The sequence below is a fragment of the Niabella soli DSM 19437 genome (genome assembly GCF_000243115.2).
GTDB lineage: Bacteria > Bacteroidota > Bacteroidia > Chitinophagales > Chitinophagaceae > Niabella > Niabella soli.
In genome coordinates, this window is the sequence record NZ_CP007035.1 from 1,718,385 (window position 1) to 1,736,712 (window position 18,328).

Sequence of the window (18,328 nt, forward strand, 5' to 3'; positions counted from 1 at the left end):
TCGAAATGAAAAAATTTATATATAGCGCCATTTGTATTTCCAGCCTTTTGATCACGGCCTGCTCAAAGGACCTTACCCAGATACCGGTATCCAGTATTACCACCAATAATTTTTACACTAATGCAAATGATTTCACACAAGCGGTAACGGGCGCCTATAGTGGTTTAAAAGCCTATCCGGATCAGGCACTTTGGATGGGCGAGCTTCGCTCAGACGATATTGCCGCAACATCAGACGGTAACCGCGACTGGCAGGGCATCAACAACTTCTCCCCTAACCTCACCACAACGGCATTTATTGTTAACGCCTGGAATAACAATTTCAATGCAGTTTATAATGTTAACAATGTACTTGACGCGCTGGCAACAAAGGGGGATAAAATTGGCAATGATTCATTGAAAGCCCGTTTTACCGCTGAGTTACGTTTTCTCCGCGCTTTTTATTATTTCAACCTGGTAAAATTTTATGGAAAACTTCCCATTATCGATAAAGTGTATACCACCTACGAGGTGACCACTATCGGCCGCAGCCCGGTATCAGAGGTATACAACTTTATAATTGCCGATCTTCAATACGCAATGGCCCATCTTCCTGTAAGCTATTCGGGCGCGAATATAGGGCGAGCTACCAAATGGGCTGCTGAAGGCTTACTCGGATTGGTGTACCTGACAAAATCCGGACCGACGTATAATATTGAAGGTCCCGGCCTGAACAGCAACGAATACGATAAAGCCCTGGCGTTGTTTAATGATATCATAACTAACGGGGGGTTCAAGTTTGCAGCTAGCTATCCTTCTATCTTCTCTTATACTGCCGAAAATAATCCGGAAGTTTTATTCGACGTACAATTTATGTCTACCAGTAACGGGGCCGATTATCCCAGCCAGTTGGTTCCCGGCGCATACTGGACCGGACTGGGACTATCAAGTTATGACAATGGCTATGGAACCGCAACCTACAACGTATCAAGAAACCTGCTGAGCTCCTACCGGAACAGTGCAGGAACGGCAACTGATATAAGAGATACTTTTTCCATTAGACATGGATTTGCATTGTCAACTTCCACTCCTAATACATTGGACACTACCCGCCCTTTTATCAAAAAGTATATCGACGTAAGCCGGAGGGGCACCAACCGGGCCGATTGGCCGGTCAACTTTATTGTGATGCGCTACACTGATGTGCTAATGATGAAGGCCGAATGTATCCTGCATGGAGCTTCCGGCACGCAGGCCGATGTAAACAGCATTGTAGCACAGGTGCGGGCCAGGGCTGGCGTTCCGGCCCTTACAACGGATGTAACGCTGCCGCTGCTTATGGAAGAAAGAAGAAGGGAATTTTTGGGAGAAGGGTTGCGCTGGAACGACCTGGTGCGCGAAGGGTTGGCCGTTACCACTATGAACGCATGGATAGCAAGCGACACCCTGTCAGCTACCATAAACCAGGTAATGCCCAATTATGTTATCTACCCCCTGCCGCAAGCAGAACTATTAACCGCTCCCGGATTATATACGCAAAACCCCGGATACAATTAATTTCATAAACAATAGCTGTCAACATAATGAAACAAACGATCCTTCCCCTTTTATTAGCCATTACATCCATTTCCTCCTTTGCACAACCCGTACTGGAAACAGGGCCGGGCATGCCTGCGGAATGGATCGACAAAGCTACGGGCCACAAAGTAGTGCGGTTGACCAATAATGGCCGCAACAACCTTAGCTTTTATTTCCACAATAATCCATTTGTGGGTCATAACATGGTATATTACAGCAGCGCAAAAACAAATGCACCCCGCGCGGCCAAGGTAGAAACCTATAACGCCGTTGGCAACGACAAGCAATTATACCTGTTGAACCTGGAGAATCGTCAATCGGAACGGTTGACCAATCACCCCGCCCCCATGCTGGGAGAAATCGTTTCAGCAAAAAGAAACGAGGCCTTTTACCAGGTAAAGGACAGTGTGTTTGCCGTGAACCTTTCCACAAAAAAAGAACGGTTGGTCTATGTTTTTCCGGAAGATTTTAAGGCCAGCATCACTACTATCAATGCGGATGGTACACTCCTGGCGGGGGCAAGAGCAACGGATGAAGAGAAACAGATATTCAAAAACAATCCTAGCAAAAGCGATTACTTCAATAAAATTTACGAAGCAAAATTGCGCAGAACATTGTTTACGGTAAATATTAATACCGGCAAACTGGATAAAATATTTTCAGATACGGCCTGGCTGAATCACATTCAGTTTTCCCCAACCGACCCGGCTTTGTTAATGTTCTGCCATGAAGGTCCCTGGCATAAGGTAGATCGTATCTGGACAATTAATGTGAACTCTAAAGAGGTAAAACTAATACACAAAAGAACAATGCCGATGGAGATTGCAGGGCATGAATGGTTCAGCGCAGATGGCAAAAAGATCTGGTTCGATCTGCAGCAACCGCGTGGCGCCACTTTTTTTGTAGGCGGGACCGACCTGGCAACCGGCACAGAAACCAAATACCAGTTGCAGCGAAATGAATGGTCGGTGCATTTTACCTCCTCTCCCGATGGAAAATTATTTGCCGGCGATGGGGGTGATCCGAATGCTGTTGCAAAAGCCCCGGATGGTAAATGGATCTATCTGTTTACTCCAAACGGCGATCATTTTAACGCAGAAAAGCTGGTAAATATGAAACAGCATAATTATCACTTGGAACCGAATGTACACTTCACCCCAGACCAGCAATGGATCCTGTTCCGGGCAAATTTTGAAGGAAAGGAAGACATTTATGCAGTAGAGATAAAACCGTCAATGGTCAATAGTGAATCAATGTCGTTTCCTTAGGTGCGGATTCCCTGGGAATGTAGAATAAGGAATATTGAATAAAAAATGTAGAAGGGCATTAGTTTAGTATCATGCGATGCTCGTTCCTTTCTGAGGTTTTTTGATTGGAACAGAAAGCAGCAACCTATTGACTATTGACTATTAACTTTTCACCATTGACTTTTCACCGAATAACATTGTATGAAAAAATATTTGTTTACCAGTATCATTTGCCTGGCGGGTCTTGCTGCCAGTGCGCAAACTGTGCCCAAACAAAAAGCCGGCGACTATATTGAAAATATTTCTTACAATGAAAGCAAACGCGGTACGCCGCGCAGTTTACAATATAAACCGGATGGCGATGCTTTTGTTTGCATAAACGGCAAAAACCGCTACACGCGGGCCTTATACGGAGGCCCGACCGCCTTTCGACTGGAAACCAGCGATCGTCCGGTATTTGCAGCGTTCTATGGCAACAATAGTCAGAACATCAGTTTCCACATCACTGTTCCCGGCCACAAACCCGTATCGCTGGATGCTGCAGCTTATTGTGAAGCGCGTTACAGCGCCGGAAGCCGCAGTTATCGTATTACTGATCCTTCATGGGGTAAAGGCACCTTGCAAATAGCGGCGCTGGCGCTGTATCAGGAAGACGGCGCCATCTGGGAAATAACTGCCACCGGCATGCCCAGGGGAAGTGCACTATTCATAGGCATGACAGGGATCAAAGCAAAAAAATTAAACCGCAATGGCGATATGGGAGCAGATCCGCCGGATTGTTTTGAAGCGCCGGACGATCCGCACTACACCAGTACACAGCGCTGGGAGGTAACGGATCATTCAGCATATATAGTACTTTCCCAACAGCACTTAACAATGCCACCCCAAACAAGTGGCAAAACATTATTTACTGAAACCGAAAAAACACGGGCAGCGCTTGCCGCGCGTATACACATCAGCACCCCTGATCCTTTTATCAATACGATCGGTGGTACCTTAGTCACTGCCGCTGATGGCATCTGGGATGGCACTACCTGGCTGCACGGCGCCATTGGCTGGCGCATGCCACTGACCGGCTGGCGTGCTGCCTATGCGGGAGATTTCCTTGGCTGGCATGACCGGGCGCGGATCCATTTTAATGCCTATGCGGCCAGCCAGGTAACCAATGTTCCCAACACCATCCCCCATCCCGCACAGGATACCGAGCTGCACCTGGCGCGTGCGGTAAAACGCTGGGGCACGCCTATGTACAGTAATGGCTATATCTGCCGCAACCCCAATCGTAATGATCAGATGCATCATTACGATATGAACCTGAATTATATTGACGAGCTGCTGTGGCATCTGGAATGGACGGGCGATCTGGATTATGCGCGTACCATCTGGCCCGTGCTTACCCGTCACCTTGCCTGGGAAAAACTCAATTTTGATCCTGATGGCGATGGGCTCTATGATGCCTATGCCTGCATCTGGGCCAGCGATGCGCTGTATTACAATTCCGGCGCGGTCACCCATTCTTCTGCTTTTAATTATCGCGCCAACAAACTGGCAGCACTCATCGCTCAGAAGATCGGGCAAGACCCCAAACCTTACCAGCAGGAGGCCGGTAAGATCCTGGCAGCCATCAATGCCCGCCTTTGGATGAAGAATAAAGGGCACTGGGCCGAATACCAGGATTTCATGGGGTTAAAGCGGCTGCATGAAAACGCCGCAGTGTGGACGATCTATCATGCCATCGACTGTGGCGTAGCCGATCCGTTCCAGGCTTACCAGGCCACGCGGTATGTGGATACAGAGATCCCGCATATCCCGGTACGCGCCAAAGGCCTCACAGATGAGGGGTATGCTACGATCTCCACTACCAATTGGATGCCTTATGTCTGGAGCACAAATAACGTGGCTTTTGAAGAAGTGATGCATACTGCGCTGGCGTATTTTATTGCCGGCCGCAATGAAACGGGATTCAAATTATTAAAAAGTGCTGTTCTCGACGGCATGTACCTGGGTGACAGCCCGGGTAATATCGGGCAGGTCTCTTTTTATGATGCCGCGCGCGGTGAAAGCTATCGTGATTTCGGCGACGCGATTGGCGTAGCGTCGCGCGTGTTCATCCAGGGGCTTTTTGGTATTACACCGGATGCCCTCAACAATCGTTTGTTGATCCGGCCCGGCTTTCCAGCCTCCTGGGATCATGCAGCCATACAAACACCTGATGTTTCCTTAAGCTACCAGCGCACGGAAAACAAAAAACAAAACAGCACAAGTATCGACACTTACCAAATCACCCGTAAGTTTACACATCCCCTAGAGCTTGAATTGCAGGTGCCCGCCCGGTGGGACCAGGTCAACGCTGTAACAGCCAATGGTCAACCGGTCAACTGGAAACGATCAAACGCCGTAGTGGGCTATCCGCTGATCGCTATTACCATCCCGGCTGTCAACGCCGCCGCCACTACTGAAATAACAATTACCTGGGGTGGCAAGCCCATAATTATTCCGCCCGTAACAGGCAACAGAACGGCTTTTAAAGAAATAACACAGGGTGCCATGACCTGGTGGGGCGCGGTGCATCAGCAGGTGGAAACAAAAAAAGAGCCGGTCACGCCCTCATTCATGAGCGTGATCAGCAACAAATGCACTCCTGTGATCATGGATGCTAACTGGAATGCATCGGTTACCGATATTTTCAGTCAGCAATATTTGTCGCCCCGATCGCCTTATACCACTTTACAAATACCTACACAGGGCATCGGCGAATGGTGCCACCCGCTGCAAACGGCTACTATAAACGATTCCGGCTTACGCGCACAGGCACGGGATAACCTGTTTAAAACAAGCATCGGCGTCCCTTTTCGCACGCCTGCAACCGGCAACAACATCAGCTTCACTTCGTTATGGGATAATTATCCCGATAGTGTAAATGTTGCCTTATCGGGGAAGGCTACACATGCCTATCTGCTGTTAGCAGGAAGCACGAACCAGATGCAGAGCCATATCGCCAATGGAAGCATCTGCATCGAATATACCGATGGCAGTAAAAAGACAATTGAATTAATTAATCCCGAAAACTGGTGCCCCATTGAGCAGGATTATTTTGAAGACGGTTTAGCTTTTAAACTAAATGCGCCCCGTCCCTACCGGCTGCACTTAAAAACGGGCAGGGTCAGCAACAACCTGGGAAAAGACCTCAACATCCGCGGTGTTTATGGTCGCGGGATCGATGGCGGCGCGGGACAATTAATGGACATCCAACTGGACCCCGGAAGAACGTTGAAACAACTCACTTTAAAAACCCTTTCCAACGACGTGATCATCGGCCTGATGAGCATCACGCTCCAACGTCCCTAGAAAGGCGCCCTTACTATAAACCCGTATTCTTCACTCTAAACAAAACCATATGAATTCCAGATTTCTAAAAATTACCAGTGGAGCATCCCTCCTGGGTATTGTTCTTTTTGCCGGATCCTGTCAAAAACCGGACCTCGCTAAGGAAGGATCGTTAAACGCGGTCAGCAACCATAACGAAGCCAGGCTTACAGCCCTTGCAGAAGAACGAACGCCTGCCTTTCCGGATGCAGAAGGCTTTGGCCGGTTTGCCACCGGCGCCCGTGGTGCAGACAGCGCTTCTGTTTATGTTGTCACCAATCTTAACGACAGCGGGCCGGGATCCTTCAGAGATGCAGTAAGCAAGCCGGGCCGCTTTGTTGTGTTTGAGGTAACGGGCATTATCAGGTTAAAATCAAATGTAAGCGTGGCGGCCAATACTACCATTGCCGGCCAAACCGCGCCGGGCAAAGGCATTGTATTGTACGGGCGTAAAGTAACTTTTACGGGCGCCAATAACGCCATTGTGCGGAACATCCGCATCCGCCTGGGCGCCAACGACGGCGCTTCCCGCAGCGACGATGCATCGGGCGTAGCCAATGGGAAAAATATGATCTTCGATCACGTATCGTTCTCCTGGGGGCAGGATGAAGTGTTTTCTATCAACTGGGATAATAAAGGGTATGAGCCCGATAGCATCACCTTGCAAAATTGCATTGTAGCGCAGGGATTACATAAAGTGAATCATTCCGCAGGCGGGCTGATACAAACTGCCGGCAAGATCAGCATTCTCAAAAGCCTTTACATAAGCAACAAAACCCGCAACCCTAAAGTAAAAGGCATTAATGAATTTGTAAACAATATTGTTTACGATTGGGGAAACTTGGGCAACCCAATGGGGCATACCGTTTCGGGTGACGGATATATCATGGGCGGATCGGCGGGAGTGTCGCAAGTAAATATTATCAATAATTATTTTATAGCGGGACCGTTAACGCCCGACAGAGCAACTCCCTTTTCGAGAGGCACGGGTACTTTTTATTTGTATGCATCGGGGAATTACTTCGATCGTAATAAAAACGGCGTACTGGATGGCACGTTGGTGCCTGCCGATTCCGTAGGATATCCGGGCATTGAGCCGCAGAATTTTATGCCTAACCCGTATCCCTATCCGTTCAGCACACCAACAATGACGGCAGCCGATGCTTTTAAATATGTAGCTAAAGAAGCCGGAGCAGCCTATCCGCATCGGGATGATGTGGACAAATTATTAATTGAAGAACTACGGTCGGCAGGATTGCAGGGATTGTATGTGTATACAGAATCGGATCTGCCGCTGGCCAATGGCGGACTGGGAGACTTTCCCGTTGCCGACCCGCATAAGGACGGTGATGGCGATGGCATACCGGACGTTTGGGAACGGCAACTGGGCCTGAATCCGGAAGTGAAAGATGCGCTATCGCGCAGTACCGCTGATCCCCGTTACCTTAATATTGAAGTGTACCTCAATACGCTGGCAACGCAAAAAGGCGTTTAAGGAAGGTCTCTTTACGCTGCATTAAATTTAAAACCATTAAGATGTAAAGATTCATTAAGTAAAAGAAATAGCTTTGTTATGTTTCATCTTAATGGTTTTTGAATCGTCTTTTCAATGCGCTTACAATATGAACAAAAAAAACTACGTATTGGTATTGATTTTATTGAACTGTCTGTTTTCAGCAAATGCGCAACCGCCGGGCCTTAGCAGCTATTCTGTTAAAACCCCATATGGCAATTGCAAAATCAATACCCCGGATTTCAGCAAAAGCAAAAAACTGGTCATTACCGGTTTTGGCGCTGTTCCAGGCGATCAACAAAAAAACACGGCAGCCATCGCACGGGCAATCGCTACAGCAAATAAACTGGGCGGGGGCATTGTGGTGATCCCCAAAGGGGAATGGCTTACGGGCAAGATCCATCTTAAAAGCAATGTAAATCTTCATCTTGAAAAAGGGGCTACTTTGCTATTTTCAGGAAACCCTCAGGATTATTTACCCGCGGTAGTTTCAAGTTGGGAGGGAATGGAATGTTACAACTACTCGCCGCTCATTTATGTTTATGAATGTAAAAATGTGGCCATCACCGGTGAGGGAACGTTAAAGGCGCAAATGGCTACCTGGGAAAAATGGTTCGCACGGCCGCGGGCACATATGGAAAGCATTAAACGGCTCTATAACCTTGCCTGGAACCGGGCGCCGCTGGAGCAACGGCAGATGGTAAATGATACAGCACATCTGCGGCCGCAGTTCATACAATTTAACCGCAGCGAAAATATTCTGCTGGAAGGCGTATCTGTTGTCAACAGTCCGTTCTGGACGATCCACCTGTACCTGTCCAAAAATATCAGGCTCCGCAATCTCAATGTTTACGCCCATGGACATAACAACGATGGAGTGGATCCTGAGATGAGCCAGAATGTATTGATTGAAAATTGTGTGTTTGACCAGGGCGATGACGCCATCGCCATCAAATCGGGAAGAAACCCGGAAGGCTGGCGGTTGAAAACGCCGTCAAAAAATATTGTCATCCGCAATTGCACGGTCAAAAACGGGCACCAGTTGGTAGCGATCGGCTCAGAGCTTTCAGGAGGTATAGAAAATGTTTTTATTGACCATTGCACAGTGCTTGACGGCGCGAAACTAAATCATCTGTTATTCATTAAAACCAATGAGCGTATGGGTGGCTATGTCAAAAACATTTATGCTTCCAATATCCGTAGCGGTAAGATCGACCTGGGCATACTGGGCATTGAAACCGATGTATTGTACCAATGGCGCGACCTGGTACCTACCTATGAAAAACGATTAACCCCTATCAAAGATATTTTTCTTACCAATATACATGCATCCGAAGTAAAGTTTATAGCCCGGGTGCTGGGGCAGAAAGCGCTGCCGGTTGAAACGGTATCGCTGAAAAATGTAACGGCCGGCAAAGTGCTGGAGAAAAATACGATCACTGAAAATGTAAATAATTTTACCCGGTTATGAGCCCTATACAAACAAAGATTTTTTTTTGCCTGTTGTTCTTTCTATATGCAGCAGTAAACCTGTCCGCACAACCCGCGAAAAACAAAGTTTTAAAAATGGCAGCCGAACACAGAGGCCCCATTATTGATGCAGACAATCCTGATGTGCTGGCAAGTGCCAACCAGTCTGGCTTTGAAACCGGCCAGGTGATAAAACTGGATGGCATCTATCATATGTTCGTAAACGAAATGTTTGGGCGGGCGCATCTGGATATGCGGGTAGCGCACTGGATCAGTGCCGATGCCGTGCAGTGGAAGCGGCAGGCTACCATTGTAAACAGCATCCCCGGCAGAACGGCCACCAATCCGCGTTCTGAAGTATGGTTAAACACCATCATTTTTAATGAGACTGAAAATGCGTGGAATATATTCTACGTAGCCTACCGGGCCGGCGACAGTACTAAGGGAGAAATCTCCGGCAATGATTACGCAGGCCATATCTGGCGCGCCCGTTCCGTTGTTCCCGGCAAAACGGGTATTGACGGGCCTTACGCCGATATGGGCATCGTATTGCAACCGGATGCACAATCGCAGGCATGGGAAGGACAACAGGCCGTAGCCTCCTTCTTCCCCTATAAGGCCGGAAGGACCTGGTATGGTTTGTATGCAGGGCACAATCATATTCCCCGCGGGCCCTGGCCCATAGGAATGGCCTTTGCAGAAAAATTAAACGGCCCGTGGACCCGGCTTCCTGCGGAATTTAATCCATTGAAAATTGCAGATACCTTTATTGAAAACCCGGTAGTATCGCGTTTGAAAGACGGGCGTTACCTGATGGTCTTTGATTCCTTTGGCGACCGCGAGATCGGTTACAGCCTTTCTGCTGATGGCGTACACTGGGATAAAGAAACACGGGTGAAAGTACAGTCGCCTGGCAATAGCTGGGCCGAGGCCGGCGACCATTCCATGCGCACGCCCCTTTGTGCTATTGAAGAAGCTGATGGCAATTTTACAGTGATCTATACAGCACTAAAGAAAATAAATAACCGGAAATTTTATGCTATTGGCAAATGTACGCTTGCCTGGAAATAAACTATTCAAATAGTACACCATGATAAAAAAGATCTTGTTAATGGTCCTGTTGCTGCTGCCTTTTGCGTTACCGGCGCAGGAAAAAAAGATGTCTGACAAAAAGCTCAACATCCTTACTTTGGGCGATAGTAACGGAACCTTTCCTTATAGCTGGCCGGTGCAGTTGCAACAGGCCCTGCCCAATGCTCAGGTATTTAATATCAGTAAATCGGGCCGAACCATAGGTTTCCTGAACCTCAACGACAGCACCCTGAATTCGTTGCTGGTTATCGAAGAAAACCTGAAGAAGGCGGCAGCATTTACGCAAACCCGGCCCTTTGATTTTGTACTCCTCGAGCTGGGCACCAATGATGCCAAGGCTGTTTTTGCAGAGCGACAAAATGAAGTACCCGTAAACCTGGGCCGTCTGATTCAAAAAATAAAAAACTGTTCCTATCCCTCCATCAATAAAGCCCGCATTATTATTATAGCCCCGCCACCTTATGGCGCAAAAGCCCTTGCAACCGAAAAATATGCCAATGGTGATCAGCGGGTAAAGTCCATGAACGACAGCTTCAAAAAAATAGCCCGTCAAAATAACTGTTTTTTTGTAAGCGGGTACCGTACACCCGGGCTCAACATCAACACGATGACAGCAGACGGGCTGCACCTGGACGCCGCCGGGTCAAGAAAATTAATAGAGCCGGTGGTGGCGCTGATGACAAAATAATATCGGTTCAAACAAGAACCAGAAGAAGCGTAATTGCTGAAAAAAGCTCCCGCAGATCGCAGTGAAAAACGCTAGGGTCTTGTCACAGCCATTCAATAAAGGTATTTGTATCTTTAAGCCATTTACACCTCTAAAAACAATTATCTATGGAAAAGAATTTGTACCGGAGCGTGCGCTTTCTAACGGCGTACGCCATCATTTCATCCCTGGGTTTTGCCTTTGCACTCCTCTCCTTTACTAATGACCGTCGCCTGTATGCCGATGAAATTACAGCAAAAAAAATCAACATAACCGGCGAGGACGGCAGTTTAAGATTAGTATTGAGCAATGAACACCGGCAACACCCGGGGCGCATGGATGGAAAAGATATTCCTGCAAGGCAACGACCTGCGGGAATCATTTTTTTTAACACCCAGGGAGATGAATGCGGCGGCCTGGTTTTTGGCGTAGACAAAGAAAAAGGGAGGATACAAAATGAAATGGTTTTTACTATGGACAATTATCGTGACGATCAGGTAGTAATGTTACTCAATAGTGAAACGTATAAAGAGGGCAGGCCTGTTATTACCCGCGGGCTGGCTTTTAACGAGTACCCGGAGGGAACTTCGCTGATGACCCGGCATGATAAATTCCAGCAGTTGGAACATATAAAAGACACCGCCGAGAAAAACCGGAAAATAAAAAGCCTGATTGAAAAAGAAGGAGGCAAAAGACGGGTGTTTATCGGCCGCAATGCGGATCAGGCAACAGGCCTTTTTTTATTCGACAAACAAGGGAAGCCAAAAATGAAAATTTATATCGATGATTCAGGAGCCCCCAAAATGGAAATATTGGATGAGAACGGAAAAACAAAAGAAATGCTGGGGCAATTCCCATAATACACAATCATCCTGATATTCATCACTGAAAGGGGATCGTTGACACAACTAGTTCCCATCGGGCTTTGTAGCATCTTTGCCGGGGCTTTGCGGCCAGTAAAAGCTGGAATAAGCATCGGGCCTTGCCGGATCAAAAACAGGCTCTCCCGGCTTTATAAACTGCGCCAAACCAGGCACGGATTTTCTGACCCCGCTCAGGATCAGCTTTGCAACTTCATAAGCGCCAAACGGGCGAAAATGGGTATTGTCGGCAATCGCTTCTTTTCTATTGGGAAATGCACCGGCAGGGAAATGCGCAAAAGCCAGCAGTGATCCCTGCTCCCCCATTGCCTCAAACATCGTTTTGCTTAGCGCATTCAGATCAATCAATGCCACTCCTTTTTCTTTAGCCGTTAAGCGCCCCGCTGCAGGATAATCACCCAGGGTTTCCACGATCCGGCCGCTACTGTCGAAACGCCGCCGTTGTACGGATGTAACCACCACCGGGATACCGCCTTTCTTTTTTACCGCATCAATAAAATATTCAAGATCTTTTTTATAGCTGGTAAAAGCACCAATGCCTTGTCCCTTCTGTTTTTGATCGTTATGACCAAATTCCACAAAAGCATAATCGCCCGGCTTCATCAGGCTCAGCAATTTTTCAAAGCGCCGTGCTCCAATAAAGCTGCTCAGGGTTTCACCCGACTCCGCTAGGTTTACGATAGCCACTTTGCCCGGCTGGAAAAAATAAGGGAACATCTGCCCCCAGGCAGAATAAGGCTCACTGGCGCCATCCACCACCGTTGAGTTCCCCGCCAGGAAAACAGACACTGCTTTTTTATTGGGCGTAATTTCAATGGCGTTCACTTTAGGGCTGGTGCTGTTAAACTCCAGTGTCAGTTTATCATCCCAGTGCAGATAGGCATATTCCCGCGGCTTAAGGCGTATTTTTTTGTTAGTCCCTGCAATCAGGCTGTCGCGGATATTTACGGTAAATTCAATAAGCTTGTGTTGTCCCTTTTTGGTTTGCAGCCGGTTCACAAACATCCGCCGGTTTTCCGCACGAACCGCTATATCTGCAGTACCCCGGTCATCTCCTGTCCAGACCTTTACATCATAGTTCCCTTCCGGTAGTTTTACTGAAAAATAAAAGGGTTGATCGCTGGTAAGGAAGCCGTCTGTTGGTGCAGCTTTCCCTACTGATGTATTACTCATTACTGTAGTGCCCAGGTCAATGCCATAGCCCGTTTGCGGGTTATAAACGGTTTCCGGCAACACTTTATTATATCCTTTTCCGGTTTTGCCTTTGCCAAAATCAAACTTATAGGTTTGTGCATATAATTGTGGTACCAGCAAATTGCCGTTAACACCAAACAGCAAAAAGAAATAGAATAATTTTTTCATTTTTATTGGTTTCCGTTTTATAAAAATATCTTTATTAATCAAGCGTTGAGCACCGGGCGTCCCTGCAGGCCGCAACTGCGTTCGTCACCTATTCATCAAAACATAGTTCTATTGCTCCGTCAGGAGCACCGTTTTTATAGCAGGTTGGATATAGAAGATCAGGGCTCCATCGGAGCCTCGTGTTTACGCGGCGCCTAACGGAGCCGCCGCCCTAAACGATACACATTCTACAAACACTGTGTTCCTGACGGAGCCAAATTGAAACAGAATGACAGAGCTCTTTAATAACATCACCCGATTGAACCCTATGCTATTTTCGCTACTATTCCTCATCTACCAAACCTTTACCTGATCTACTATAACCCCCTCATCCAACGCTTTAATGAGTACTGTATGTTTGCCCGCTTTTGTTAGCCTGTGGCGGGTGGTGCGCCGGGCCTGATTATTCAACACGTTCTCCTTCCATTCTTCACTGCGGCCCTGTGTGGCATAATCCACTGCCTGCGCCGGGCCATCGTCAACGCGGATCGAATAACGGATCGTTTTGCCCGCAACCGGATGATTGGGCGCCAGATCCGTTTCTATTCGAATTGAATCTGTAGCAGCCGCGGTAAAACTGTAAACTACAGCGCTTCCTTTTGACAGGTTTATGGCGCCGCGCTGATAGCCCAGGCCATAAGCTATGGGCTTCCCGCCCGTAAAACTTTCATACGTCTTTCCGTTAAATAAAAAACGGGGCGCTTTATTTTCGATCAGGGCGGTTTCGGATCTTATATGCGGCAACTTTTCATACTCAACTAATTTCCTGGGGTCAAAGCTCATAACCCCCTTCCACTTGCCATCTTCCAATGCATTGTATTGCTGTGTCAGCGCAATGATCGTTTCAAAGGCCTTGTCGCTCATAGCCCAGTCCACCACCGCATGTCGCGCGAGTTGGCCGTATAACAATTTTTTATTCATTTCCGCTGCACTGCGCACGGGGTATTCAATCAACTCAAACCAGCTATTCCTTTTTTCACGCGGTATCTTTTTAGCAAGCCGCATCACTTTGTCTTCAATAGCATCATACTCTTTTATCCGCAGATTAATTTCCGTTTCGCTCCATGGAAGATCAGCGATCAACTTATAGCCCGGGTTCGTTTCTTCGGTTCGGGTGCCGCCCATAAACTCAGGTTTATGAATATAGGCCAGGCGATAATATTCATTCATCACCGGCACTAATTCCTTCGCTGTGGCTTCGCCAAATCCGCGGTTCAGCCAGGTAGACAAATGCTGCTCCAGACCGGCTTCATTGTTTTCTATCGAACCGATATTCCAAGCCATGTCCATGTACAACTCAATCAGGTACTCACCAGGTTTAATATCACCCACATTCAGCATCCACAACCGCTTTGCGCCTTTATCATACGCCTGTTTCATTTGCGTATACAATTGTGCGGGGTGATTCGTAGCCAGCCAGAGGTAATCATGCGGGCGTCCCCAATAGGAAATATGATAATACACGCCGCTGCCTCCTTTTCTTGCGCGTTCCTGTTCATTGGGAAAGTGCGTCATATAACCATAATTATCATCGCACCAGATAAGTGTTACATCATCCGGCAGCTCTAAGCCATCGTTATACACCTCTAATACTTCTTTATAGGGAACAAACACCTGCGGTACTTTTGTTATGTCGGGATTTACATATTGCCTCAATAGTTCGCGTTCATCCTTCAGCACTTCGGTTAATACTTTTTTGTGCTCCGCCAGTGTTTTTACGCCCTGCATCATGCCATCGTGCTTACCGCGCAAACCTACGGTATAAATATTATCAGCGCCCTTCAACGCCTGCAGCCGCTCCGTCCAGTAGGTTAGCATGGCGTCTTTGTTGGTAACATAATTATAATCGCCTTTTCCATAAATATCCCATTCGGTAACGCTGTTACGCATCAGCGGCTCGCAGTGCGAAGTACCAACGATAATGCCATATTTATCTGCTGCTTCCTTGTTGCCCTTTGTTAAATAAAAAGGGACCGTTACCTCGTGCATCGCCGGCCAGATCAGGTTCGCTCTTAAGCGCAGCAATAATTCAAAAATCTTCGAATAGGTTTTGGGACCAATAGCGCCTTTTGTTTTTCCAACGGCAGGCAGGCCCGGTTCAAAATGCTGACTGGCCCAGGGCAACAAACCAAAATCTTCGTCGTTAAGAAATATGCCCCGGTAGGTAACGGAAGGGTATTCCATCCGGCTATACCCGTTTTTTAAACTAAAGGAAGTTTTCTTTTCAGGGTGCGCATCGGCCCACCATTCCCAGGGCGATACACCAATTAACCTGGACAGTTCCAGTATACCATAGGCCGTACCCCGTTTATCACTACCAAGAATATATAGCTTGCCGTTTTGCACTACCAGCACGAACCCTTCACTGTGCAGGCGTAATAACTCCAACTGCTTTTTTGCAATACCCCTTTCCGCTTCGCTATTATTTCCAATTGTTCCGATAAATACCTGCGCATTACCTCCTTTTACCATACGCCCGTCAAACACCTTCTTATAATCGCTTCCAAACAATTCAAGTGCTGTATATACTACTGCCGCCTCGTTCCGGTTGATGGATACGGTCAGATTTGTATGATTGTGAAAAACAATATCAGCACAAGCGACGAGCGGAAAGGCAAGCGCGGCCAGCATAACCGCGATTCGTTTTTTATACATGATTTATGCTCCCGGTTTTATTTTGTAATAAATTTCTTTTCTGCAGGCTTCAATCCATCTGCGGACACCTTGATGCTGACCTGCCCTGGCCGCTGACCAGACCGCAGGATCGCTAAGGCAAAACCGTTATACAATTGTCTGTGACCTCCATCAAACAATTCATTGCTGAACTGATCGCCATTATCCACAGCGATCAGCTTTGCAGCGCCCGCTACTTTGAAATGCACTTCCGCCGGGCTGGCGGTATACACACGGCGGCCTTTACTATCCACCGCATATACTTTTACATATTGCAGATCCATACCATCAGCCTTCCAATTCGTATGTTCCGCTTCAATTTTCAGCCCCACGGCCTTGCCGGCAGTTTCCAGTTCGTGGCGCGCCACTTCTCTCCCGTTTTTTCGGGCAACCGCTGTTATTTTCCCCGGGGAATAGGGTATATTCTGCCAGAGGATCATATTGTGCTTATCAACTGTGGTGTTATTTTTTTGCACGCCGAAAGACTTTCCATTTACGAATAACTCCACTTCGTCTGCATTGGTATAGGTAAAGACGTTATACTTTTTCCCGGCCTCCCAATTCCAATGGGAGAACGACGCTTTTTTACCTACTACAATCTCATTCCATGTTACGGTATCCGCATCGTTACTCATTACAGCGATACGGACCAGGGGGTTGTCGGAAAAAATACTTTTAATCAGGTAGGCTTGCGGGTTGGGTTGCAGCGTATGATCAAAATAGGAATAGTTCCATCCTTTCTTTGGCCACTTGTTCGATTCTCCCCAATATTCGATTGCGCCCCAATAAGCCAGTCCTACCATCCGTTCCCGGTCCATACCATAAAACGGGGCAACCAGTTCATTGGTGGTGGCTTCACTCTGGTAGATGATCATATTGGGTGCGTGTTTCAGGTAATCGGGGTAATTCAGCCACCGGTAATTAAAGCTCGAAACATCCGTAACGGTGGCCAGTTCCGGAGGAACAATTTTTGTATTAAAATCCGGGTCGTTCTTACCCACGCCGCCCGCCCGTGCGGGAAACATTGCGACTGTAGTTTTACGGGTGGAATCATAACGTTTGGCCAGCACATTCATTAGACGATAAGTAGTAACGCCCCAATCGCCTGTCGGGAGCCCGGCAAGGTCTTCGCGCATCTGCAGCTCGTTTCCAAAGGACCACAGGATCACCGACGGGTGGTTCCTGTCCCGCCTGATCCACTCCATTTCATTTTCAAACCATAATGCAGTCCAGGGCTTTCGTCCGGCCCAGTAATCTTTATTGCTCCATTTATCATAAAGCTCATCCACAATTAAAATACCTTTTTCATCAGCCAGCCGCAGGAAAGCTTCAGAATAAGGGTTGTGCGAGGTACGGATACTATTAAAGCCAAAGGCTTTCAGTTGATCCATCTGCCGGGCAATAGCCGTTTCATAGGCCGCAACGCCCACCGCACCCAGGTCGTGATGATTCGCGATCCCTTTAAGAAAAACTTTTTTACCATTTAACCTGAACCCAAATTCTTTAGAGAATTCGATGGTGCGGATGCCAAATTTTTGCTCAGCGGCATCGATGGGTTTTCCATCCAGCGTTAACGTCACAACCGCGGTATAGAGATCAGGCGTTTCGCAGGACCACAATTGCGGTGCAGGAATAGCGACGGCCGGCAACGGCACTTCAACTGTTTTAAGTTTATTGCGCTGCGGTGCTATGGCAGTAGTAACCGCCACCTGTTTCCCGTCGGGTGCCAGGATGGCCGCCCGGATAGCAAGGTTATAATTTTTATTCGTAATGCCATCCAATGCTACCTGTACGTTAACGGTTGCCTTTTGTGACGTGATGGCGGGCGTAGTAATGTAAACTCCATGACGGGCAACGGCTATTTCATTTTTAACAATAAGATGCACATCCCTGAAAAGCCCGCCGCCCGTGTACCAGCGGGAAGCGCCTTTATCGCCGGTGGACGCGCGCACTGCTACCACATTATCGCCGTCGTACCTAAGCAGCTTTGAAATATCCGTCTCAAAACCAAGGTACCCATAATCGGTACCGCCTATTTTTTCACCGTTCAGCCAGGCGTCGCCTGTAAGCATGATGCCTTCAAAATCGAGCAATACTTTTTTGCCTTTCCAGGCAGGATCGGCTTTAAATGTTTTGCGGTACCAGCCGGTGCTCATTTCTTTAAACCCACGGGCTCCACCGGCGGCCTCCACCCAGGGCTGGTTGATCTGGAAATCATGCGGCAGATCCAATGCTTTCCAGCCGGCATCATCATAGCCCGGTTTTTCGGCATCCTTAGCGTCACCAAAATGAAACCTCCATCCAAAATTGAACAACTGGTTGATACGCGTCTCCTGCTGGGCCGGAAGGTTTACCGCGGCCAGCAAAGCAATGATAAAAAATGCAACTGATCTTCTGAACATGCTATTCGTTGTTTATATTAT

Annotated in this window: 11 protein-coding genes; 8 read left to right on the forward strand and 3 right to left on the reverse strand. The window is 47.7% G+C overall.

The annotated features are described in order from the left end of the window. The first annotated feature begins 5 nt into the window (after positions 1 to 5). The 8 genes from NIASO_RS07365 to NIASO_RS07400 all read left to right on the forward strand — a co-directional run bounded on the left by NIASO_RS07365 (position 6) and on the right by NIASO_RS07400 (position 11,810). Positions 6 to 1,535: a RagB/SusD family nutrient uptake outer membrane protein gene (locus NIASO_RS07365; RefSeq protein WP_008584764.1), complete on the forward strand. Its 1,530-nt coding sequence runs from the start codon at positions 6 to 8 to the stop codon at positions 1,533 to 1,535. A gap of 26 nt (positions 1,536 to 1,561) precedes the next feature. Then, positions 1,562 to 2,824 carry an oligogalacturonate lyase family protein gene (locus NIASO_RS07370; RefSeq protein ID WP_008584762.1) on the forward strand — a complete coding sequence of 421 codons (1,263 nt, stop codon included), beginning with the start codon at positions 1,562 to 1,564 and terminating at the stop codon, positions 2,822 to 2,824. 180 nt (positions 2,825 to 3,004) lie between these two features. Continuing rightward, positions 3,005 to 6,151, forward strand: coding sequence for a DUF4450 domain-containing protein (locus NIASO_RS07375; RefSeq protein WP_008584761.1), 3,147 nt, complete (start codon positions 3,005 to 3,007; stop codon positions 6,149 to 6,151). Positions 6,152 to 6,200: 49 nt separating this feature from the next. After that, the gene (locus NIASO_RS07380; RefSeq protein ID WP_008584759.1) at positions 6,201 to 7,664 is read left to right on the forward strand and encodes a pectate lyase family protein; all 1,464 of its coding nucleotides are present in this window, start codon (positions 6,201 to 6,203) and stop codon (positions 7,662 to 7,664) included. 127 nt (positions 7,665 to 7,791) lie between these two features. After that, positions 7,792 to 9,153, forward strand: a complete 1,362-nt coding sequence (locus tag NIASO_RS07385; RefSeq protein ID WP_025298784.1) for a glycoside hydrolase family 28 protein — start codon at positions 7,792 to 7,794, stop codon at positions 9,151 to 9,153. Positions 9,154 to 9,248: 95 nt separating this feature from the next. Then, entirely contained in the window at positions 9,249 to 10,223 is a 975-nt protein-coding gene (locus NIASO_RS07390) for a glycoside hydrolase family protein (protein WP_157547211.1), read from the forward strand. Positions 10,224 to 10,242: 19 nt separating this feature from the next. Beyond that, the gene (locus tag NIASO_RS07395) at positions 10,243 to 10,932 is read left to right on the forward strand and encodes a GDSL-type esterase/lipase family protein (RefSeq protein WP_025298785.1); all 690 of its coding nucleotides are present in this window, start codon (positions 10,243 to 10,245) and stop codon (positions 10,930 to 10,932) included. Between the two features lie 146 nt (positions 10,933 to 11,078). Next, entirely contained in the window at positions 11,079 to 11,810 is a 732-nt protein-coding gene (locus tag NIASO_RS07400) for a hypothetical protein (RefSeq protein ID WP_008584751.1), read from the forward strand. A 48-nt stretch (positions 11,811 to 11,858) separates the two neighbouring features. On the opposite strand, the gene NIASO_RS07405 is transcribed toward NIASO_RS07400, so the two are convergent. The 3 genes from NIASO_RS07405 to NIASO_RS07415 all read right to left on the reverse strand — a co-directional run bounded on the left by NIASO_RS07405 (position 11,859) and on the right by NIASO_RS07415 (position 18,307). Next, on the reverse strand, positions 11,859 to 13,193 hold the full coding sequence (locus tag NIASO_RS07405; protein WP_008584749.1) for a rhamnogalacturonan acetylesterase: 1,335 nt from the start codon (positions 13,191 to 13,193) through the stop codon (positions 11,859 to 11,861). A 333-nt stretch (positions 13,194 to 13,526) separates the two neighbouring features. Further along, positions 13,527 to 15,887: a glycosyl hydrolase 115 family protein gene (locus NIASO_RS07410; protein WP_008584747.1), complete on the reverse strand. Its 2,361-nt coding sequence runs from the start codon at positions 15,885 to 15,887 to the stop codon at positions 13,527 to 13,529. A 17-nt stretch (positions 15,888 to 15,904) separates the two neighbouring features. Further along, a complete protein-coding gene (locus NIASO_RS07415) occupies positions 15,905 to 18,307 on the reverse strand; it encodes a glycoside hydrolase family 2 TIM barrel-domain containing protein (protein ID WP_008584745.1) in 2,403 nt (800 codons plus the stop codon). Between the last annotated feature and the right edge of the window lie 21 nt (positions 18,308 to 18,328).

Coding starts and splice junctions, on each gene's coding strand:
- NIASO_RS07385 (WP_025298784.1), top strand. CDS start 7,792: ATGAACAAAAAAAACTACGTATTGGTATTGATTTTATTGAACTGTCTG.
- NIASO_RS07370 (WP_008584762.1), top strand. CDS start 1,562: ATGAAACAAACGATCCTTCCCCTTTTATTAGCCATTACATCCATTTCC.
- NIASO_RS07365 (WP_008584764.1), top strand. CDS start 6: ATGAAAAAATTTATATATAGCGCCATTTGTATTTCCAGCCTTTTGATC.
- NIASO_RS07390 (WP_157547211.1), top strand. CDS start 9,249: ATGGCAGCCGAACACAGAGGCCCCATTATTGATGCAGACAATCCTGAT.
- NIASO_RS07415 (WP_008584745.1), bottom strand. CDS start 18,307: ATGTTCAGAAGATCAGTTGCATTTTTTATCATTGCTTTGCTGGCCGCG.
- NIASO_RS07380 (WP_008584759.1), top strand. CDS start 6,201: ATGAATTCCAGATTTCTAAAAATTACCAGTGGAGCATCCCTCCTGGGT.
- NIASO_RS07375 (WP_008584761.1), top strand. CDS start 3,005: ATGAAAAAATATTTGTTTACCAGTATCATTTGCCTGGCGGGTCTTGCT.
- NIASO_RS07400 (WP_008584751.1), top strand. CDS start 11,079: ATGGAAAAGAATTTGTACCGGAGCGTGCGCTTTCTAACGGCGTACGCC.
- NIASO_RS07405 (WP_008584749.1), bottom strand. CDS start 13,193: ATGAAAAAATTATTCTATTTCTTTTTGCTGTTTGGTGTTAACGGCAAT.
- NIASO_RS07395 (WP_025298785.1), top strand. CDS start 10,243: ATGATAAAAAAGATCTTGTTAATGGTCCTGTTGCTGCTGCCTTTTGCG.
- NIASO_RS07410 (WP_008584747.1), bottom strand. CDS start 15,887: ATGTATAAAAAACGAATCGCGGTTATGCTGGCCGCGCTTGCCTTTCCG.